This window comes from Zymomonas sp., assembly GCF_020216885.1.
Taxonomy (GTDB): domain Bacteria; phylum Pseudomonadota; class Alphaproteobacteria; order Sphingomonadales; family Sphingomonadaceae; genus Zymomonas.
Window position 1 is genome coordinate 1 of record NZ_JAIWON010000154.1, and the last position, 6,580, is coordinate 6,580.

At 45.5% G+C, this 6,580-nt stretch carries 5 protein-coding genes and 1 tRNA gene; 3 read left to right on the plus strand and 3 right to left on the minus strand.

The features are described 5' to 3' along the window. Positions 1–176 precede the first annotated feature (176 nt). Entirely contained in the window at positions 177–1,589 is a 1,413-nt protein-coding gene (locus tag LDL18_RS08295; protein ID WP_296508645.1) for a mannose-1-phosphate guanylyltransferase/mannose-6-phosphate isomerase, read from the plus strand. Positions 1,590–1,636: 47 nt separating this feature from the next. On the opposite strand, the gene LDL18_RS08300 is transcribed toward LDL18_RS08295, so the two are convergent. From LDL18_RS08300 to recJ, 3 genes are all read right to left on the minus strand, one after another. After that, positions 1,637–2,938 carry a glycosyltransferase family 1 protein gene (locus LDL18_RS08300; protein ID WP_296508647.1) on the minus strand — a complete coding sequence of 434 codons (1,302 nt, stop codon included), beginning with the start codon at positions 2,936–2,938 and terminating at the stop codon, positions 1,637–1,639. A gap of 183 nt (positions 2,939–3,121) precedes the next feature. Further along, positions 3,122–3,197, minus strand: a tRNA-Glu gene (locus LDL18_RS08305). A gap of 116 nt (positions 3,198–3,313) precedes the next feature. Continuing rightward, complete coding sequence (gene recJ, locus LDL18_RS08310) at positions 3,314–5,074, minus strand: single-stranded-DNA-specific exonuclease RecJ (RefSeq protein WP_296508649.1); 1,761 nt, start codon at positions 5,072–5,074, stop codon at positions 3,314–3,316. Between the two features lie 148 nt (positions 5,075–5,222). Here recJ and folE point away from each other — a divergent pair, with 148 nt between their 5' ends. Both folE and LDL18_RS08320 read left to right on the plus strand, forming a co-directional pair. Then, the gene (gene folE / locus LDL18_RS08315; protein WP_296508651.1) at positions 5,223–5,828 is read left to right on the plus strand and encodes a GTP cyclohydrolase I FolE; all 606 of its coding nucleotides are present in this window, start codon (positions 5,223–5,225) and stop codon (positions 5,826–5,828) included. Between the two features lie 87 nt (positions 5,829–5,915). Beyond that, positions 5,916–6,580, plus strand: a 665-nt coding sequence (locus LDL18_RS08320; RefSeq protein WP_296508653.1) for an enolase C-terminal domain-like protein, incomplete at its 3' end; no start/stop codon positions are given.

The window sequence follows — 6,580 nt, forward strand, 5'->3', positions numbered from 1 at the left end:
AATATGCTGAAGCCGGTCTTGATGCTGATGGTATCGTTGCCGCGGTTATCTCCGCTTTGCATCGGAACTCAAAGCCTGTTGAAGTCGTTGAAATGGCGAATATGGGTAGCATCGCTCGCGCTTAATTTGCTATTAGGGAGCCTCGGCTCCCGACAATAGTAAAGAGATCATATATAATGCTACATCCGGTTGTTTTGTGTGGTGGTTCAGGTACACGTCTTTTCCCGTTATCCCGCCGGAGCCATCCCAAACAACTCCTCAGTTTGATGGGCGAAAATAGCCTGTTTCAGGATGCCGTCGCGCGTGTAACAGATTCGTCTCTATTCACCGCGCCTCTTGTTATCTGCAATGAAGAATACCGTTTTACTATTGCAGAGCAGTTGCAAGAAATGGGTATTAAGGCGCAAGAGATTATTCTTGAACCAGAAGGCCGGAACACAGCGCCCGCGATTGCTTTAGCGGCTGCGATGATCGCGGATAAAGATCCCGATGCCTGCATGCTAATCTTACCGTCAGATCACGTTATCCGTGATGTCAAAGCATTTCATGAAGCGATCAAGGATGCCGAAACTATTGCCCGTAAAGCAAAGGCGCTTGTGACTTTTGGCGTGCGCCCGACCTCTCCTGAAACAGGTTACGGTTATATCGAAATGGGTGAAGCATTACCTATAGCGGGTGGCTATCATATCGACAGATTCCGTGAAAAGCCGGATATCAAGACAGCTGAAGATTATTTAGCTAGTGGTCGTTTCCTCTGGAACAGCGGGATGTTTCTTTTCCCCGTGTCACGGATATTAGAAGATTTTGCACTTTACCAATCCGATATTTTAGATGCGGTTAAAGCCTCTTTACGCAAGAGCCAAAAAGACCTTGATTTTACGCGCCTAGACGCCAAATCCTTTGCGAAAGCGCCCTCTATTTCGATAGATTATGCGATTATGGAAGCGGCTCATAACAGGGCTGTCGTGCCCGTTGATATTGGTTGGAGTGATGTCGGTTCATGGTCATCACTTTGGGCGATCAGTGATCATGACGATAATGGCAATGTTTTAATGGGCGATGTGGTCGCCGAAGATTCTTCTAATTGTCTTATTCGCTCTGAAAACGGTTTGGTCGCGACGCTTGGTGTCAAAGACCTAACTATTATCAACACTTCAGATGTGACCTTGGTCGTCAACCAAGATCAGTCCCAAGATGTTGGGACATTGGTCAAAAAAATGATCAAGGAAGGGCGGCTTGAGCCTTTAAATCCCAAACAGGTTGCCCGTCCTTGGGGATGGTATGAATCCATTGCCATGGGACCTCGTTTCCAAGTGAAACAGATCATGGTGAAACCGGGTCATCGACTTTCGCTGCAAAAGCATTTTAATCGCGCCGAACATTGGGTGGTTACGCAAGGCACCGCACGTGTCACGGTTGGCGATCATGTTGACCTTATTCGCGAGAATGAATCCATTTATATTCCGATGGGGGAGGTGCATCGCCTCGATAACCCCGGAAAAGTCGATTTACTCCTTATCGAAATTCAGACCGGCTGTTATCTGGGGGAAGACGACATCGTTCGCCTTGAAGATGATTATAGACGCTAAGCTAAAAAAAGAGGCTTCTTTTTTAAGAAGCCTCTTTAAATAGCCCTTTAGAAACCAAATTTTTTATAAAAATCTTTCAATCGTTTCTTATAATTTTCCATTGAGAATTTCTCTGCTTGGACAGGACCACGTTGCTGTAATGTCTTCACCAAATCATCATCCTCAGCCAGCGCGCTTATGGCTTCAGAAATGGCATCTACGTCATAAGGATCCACTAATAACGCGGCATCTCCTGCGACTTCTTTAATCGCTGGGTGGGTCGAACTGATAACCGCCGTTCCTAAACACATCGCTTCAGCAACAGGTAAACCAAAACCCTCTGCAATCGACGGGAAGACAACGGCGCGTGCGCCTTTAATCGCACTAACAAGCTGAGACCGAGACATATAGTCCAGCTGAATAATTTTCTTTTTTTCGGGTAGATCGCGCCCTTTTAGCTGCTCCAGCAAAGCATGATCCTCTTCAGCACTCCAACTACGGCTGCTAACAATCACAAGAGGATAATCAGGACAATCCGCAGCCATATAGGCTTCAATTAAGCGCTTTACATTTTTCTTTGGCTCTATCGCACCATAGAACAAGAAATAATGGCCATATTCCAAGCCAAATAAGCCATTTACATCCCGCTCAACCAAAGACTTCGGACGATTTTTCAAGGCCTCTTCAAAATCAACGGCCTGATATAAATTCGTTACTTGGCTCTCAGGCGCATTAAACAGACGAATAATATCTCGCCTAGAAGCCTCAGACACAGTCAGTATATGATCTCCATTTTTTAAAATATCGGCGATAATGTTCCAATTTAAAAGATGGTTACCACCGACTGTATTGGGATGTGTAAAGGGTACCAGATCATGAATAGTATAAATATTAATACTATTCTTTAATCTTATAGGAATAAGATGCGTCCAATGCATAAATTGGGGTGCATCATCTAATATCATATTTAAAAAATTGTGGAATGTTTTGTAATTTTTTTTAGAAATAGTAAAAATATTTCTGTAATTGTAAATATATTCTACATCATTACTGGTATTTTTTGAATATAATTTATCAACGATATTTAAATTTATTCTATCTGGTTGAATCTTTCCAGATTTTTTATAGCGTATAATATCTTTAATATCAGATAAAATGGCTGTTTTCGAGGAATGTGATGACTCGTTGCGAAAGAATAGAATTTCTCTTAAAGCAGGATTTGATGAATTGCTTACATTTCTGCCATAAATAATGCCTGTTTCATGGCCGATGCTTCTTATCGCTTTCAATAGAGATCGAGCATAAGAGGCAATGCCTGTTCCTTGCGGATTAGCAAGGTTGAGGCCATCAACAAAACATTTAAAAGACATGGAATAGGTGATCCGTATAACAATAAAATATTAAAATTGAATAATAGAACTTTCGCTAAAAGGCGAAGATCGATTTAATCTTATGAAGTAAAAAGTAGATTTGATATGTTATAAATACAAAAAAAGCCGGCTAAAAGCCAGCTTATAACATCCAATAAATTGTAACACCGAAGTTAAATTTATTGGCGACCCCAACGGGAATCGAACCCGTGTTTTCGCCGTGAAAGGGCGATGTCCTAGACCGCTAGACGATGGGGTCGCTCGCGGTGTGAGGCGGTAGATATGGAATTCTCGCGATTAGGTCAAGCAGTTTTTTTAAATTTTTTTATTTTTTTTCAAAAACTTTTACCGTCTCGCGAAAAATGCCCTATTTCCTTACGCCCAAGCGATATCCTCAATATGAAGCTGGGCATCTTTTCTGCCATTCCATTCATTTAACTGGATTTTACCGGCCACCCATAGCTTGCGATCACGCCCCGCCGCTATCACCATTTGGGTGATTGGGGTCTCTACCGCATTAAAGGCAATCGCCTTAAAGCTTTGCCCATCTTGTCCTTTAAAAATAACCGACAAATGCTTCTCTTTTAATATCCGCGTCTGAATTGCATATACGGGGCCCGTAACAATATGAGGGGAGGGCCACCCTGCACCATAGGGGCCTCCAGCTTCCAACGCTTCGATCACGGCCAAATTAACGCCGCCTGCGCTTAAAACTTCATCAATAAACAAAGCTTTATTCGCCCGAGCCGTTTCAACATCTTTCCGTACTCTTTCAGATAGAAAGGCAGCAAAATCCTGTATCTGCTCTTTCTTGACACTTAAGCCCGCCGCCATGGCATGACCGCCACCATTCACTAACAGCCCCGCTTGCTTGGCTGATAAGACAGCAGCGCCCAAATCGACGCCAGATAAAGAACGTCCCGAACCTTTACCATTGCCGTCTTCATCAATCCCGATGACGATCACCGGACGGTCATATTTTTGTTTTAATCGACCTGCGACAATGCCGATTACACCGGGATGCCATCCTTCGCCCGCCACAACCATCACAGGCCGTTCAACTTGCTCTTCACATAGGCCTTCAGCGGCTTCGGTTACAGTTTGTTCAATCGATCGTCGTTCCAGATTGAATTGATTTAAAGCGAGTGCCAGCTCCTCACATTCATTCTTATCAAGACTGGTCAGCAATCTTACACCCAGATCAGATTTACCGACCCGTCCACCGGCATTGATCCTCGGGCCCAATATAAAACCAAGATCATAAGTCGTTGGCGGACGAGAAACGCCTGCGATATCCAATAGAGCTGCAAGGCCGGGACGATGCCGTGCCACCATAACTTTTAATCCTTGCGCGACAAAAGCCCTGTTGAGCCCATGTAACGCCGCGACATCAGCGACTGTTCCCAAGGCAACTAAATCAAGCAACGCCATTAGTTTGGGTTCGGGTCTATCCGCAAAATAGCCGTCTCGCCGCAAATGCCGCACCAAAGCCGCTGCTAATAAAAAAGCTACGCCGACAGCGGCCAAATGCCCATATTGTGCGCCTTCTTCTTCATCAAGACGGTTAGGATTTACAACAGCATAAGCCTCTGGCAATTGAGGCTGACATTGATGATGATCGACAACTACCACATCCAAACCGGCTTCTTTTGCTGCTTCAAGGGCTTCATAAGCCTGCGCGCCGCAATCGACCGTCACAACTAGATTAGCACCTTCTTCGGCCAATTTTCGCATCGACTGTACTGCGGGGCCATAGCCTTCCGCCACACGGTCAGGAATATAGTAACCGGCATGCACACCCAATTGACGGAGAAGATCGATCATTAAAGCCGACGAAGTAGCACCATCGACATCATAATCGCCAAAAATAACGATAGATTCTTTCTTATAGATAGCCTTTGCTAGCCTCTCTGCCGCGCGATCCATATCGCGTAACAAAGAAGGGTCAGGCATAAAATTTTTAATTTTGGGATCGCGATAGGCAGCCAGATTTTCACGAGGGCAACCGCGCGTGATAAGAATGCGATCAATCAGATCTTCAAGCGGATTTTCTCCACTAAACCCCGAATTTTGGCCTCGCCATTGCCATGCTTGACCCAGAGCAGAAGAAGAAACGCCGCAGACAAGATTTGCCATAAATATCCCAAATTCGCATAATAAAGAAAGAATTCGCTTGAAATGAAGAGACAAAGAACAAAAGAACCATCATTGCTCCACTATCCCTGACATGATAGCGCAACAGACATTATTAGACCATAACCCCGAAACAGGACAAAATATCATAATGGAAGAAATACAAGATCTGGCGGTTATGCGCCCGGATCAGGTCAATGTGCCGGAAGAAATACAGGAAGCCATTCGCAGCCTTATCCGTTGGGCGGGTGATGATCCTGATCGGGAAGGCCTGATTGATACACCCAAGCGGGTTGCCAAAGCATGGAAATATTATTGTCGGGGGTATCGGGAAGACCCTGAAAACCATTTAAAAACCGTTTTTGAAGAAGTTGGTGGCTATAACGATATCGTATTGCTGAAAGATATTCCTTTCTATTCGCATTGCGAACATCATATGGCGCCCATTATGGGGCATGCCCATATCGCCTATTTGCCGAATAAAAAGGTTGTTGGCCTGTCAAAACTGGCGCGGGTGCTAAAAGGCTACGCCCATCGCTTGCAAATACAGGAAAGATTGACCGCACAAGTCGCCGATTGCATCTGGAATAATCTGCGTCCGCGCGGTGTTGCGGTGGTTATTTCTGCGGTGCATAGCTGTATGGCCGCGCGTGGGGTCGAAACCCCCAATGTCCAGACCGTCACCAAAACGCTACGCGGTATTTATAGTGAAGACCCTGAACAGGCCAAAATGATCCTTAATCTTATGGGTGTATAATCCAGATCAAGGTTAATGGTAAAATTTACCGTTTTCCGGTGGAAATGGTGTTATGACCAAAGATGAACTAGCTATCTGGAAAAGATTATGACAGCGACCCGTAGCCTTTCTATTATGGGTGAAAGCCTACCGCTAAAAACCCCCTTCAGGATTTCGCGGGGCGTTAAAAATACGATTGATACGATCGTCGCCAATATCAGTGAAAGCGGCGTTACTGGACGAGGGGAGGGCATTCCTTATCCACGTTACGGTCAGACGGTTGAAAGCGCATTGATAGAGGCCAATTCGGTCAGCCATAAGATAACCGAGCATTACGGACGGGAAGCCTTGCTGACATTGCTCCCGCCTGGGCCCGCCCGCAATGCGTTGGATTGTGCTTTATGGGACATTGAAGCGCGGATTTCAGGGCAAAGCGTTGCCAGTATGATGGGGATAGCCAAGCTTGAACCACTGGCCACTGCCGTGACAGTCAGTCTTGACGAACCTGAGGTTATGGCAAAAGCAGCAGCAAAGCTGGCTTATTGTCCGGTAATCAAAGTCAAGGTGGATGAGCATAATCCAGAAGACTGCATCAAGGCCGTGCGGGATCAGGCGCCCAAAGCACGGCTGATTGTTGATCCTAATGAAAGCTGGTCTTTCGATTTGCTCGATAAGATGCAGAATTTTTTGGCTGATGCGCGTGTCGCTTTGTTGGAACAACCGCTTGCAGCGGGCGCTGACGAGGCGTTGAAAGGCTTTTCACCAGCCGTGCC